Source organism: Desertibacillus haloalkaliphilus (genome assembly GCF_019039105.1).
GTDB classification, from domain to species: Bacteria; Bacillota; Bacilli; order Bacillales; family KJ1-10-99; genus Desertibacillus; species Desertibacillus haloalkaliphilus.
The window spans coordinates 1-332 of record NZ_JAHPIV010000577.1 but is presented as its reverse complement, the minus strand read 5'-3'; the positions used below and the strand labels follow the sequence as shown (position 1 = coordinate 332).

Sequence of the window (332 nt, the reverse complement as noted above, 5' to 3'; positions counted from 1 at the left end):
GAGAAACCACCTGCAACATGTTGAGACATTCCTATAAATTCTCCAGTACCCTCACTTCCGGTAGCAATATTTTCTATATCACTAATTGGAAATTTAAATAGTTTCTTTTTTTCAAAATAATAGATTGATTGACTAGTAATACCTAATAGCCCAAATGAAAAACGATGACCTGATTTTCCAGCTTCTATAACTAGTGTTGGTACTTCACCTGACTCTGTAGTAATTTTTTCTTTAAATTTCTTTCTTCTAAGAAAAAGAATATAGTCCCAACCTATCGTTATACCTAAAATAGACAGTATTTGGTATAAATTTAGAAGGGTAAATCCCATCCC

The 332-nt window shown here is 31.9% G+C and carries 1 protein-coding gene; it reads right to left on the bottom strand.

Going from position 1 to position 332, the window contains the following annotated elements; translation table 11 throughout:
* On the bottom strand, window positions 1-332 hold a 332-nt coding region (locus KH400_RS23345), incomplete at both ends, for a hypothetical protein (RefSeq protein ID WP_217228707.1).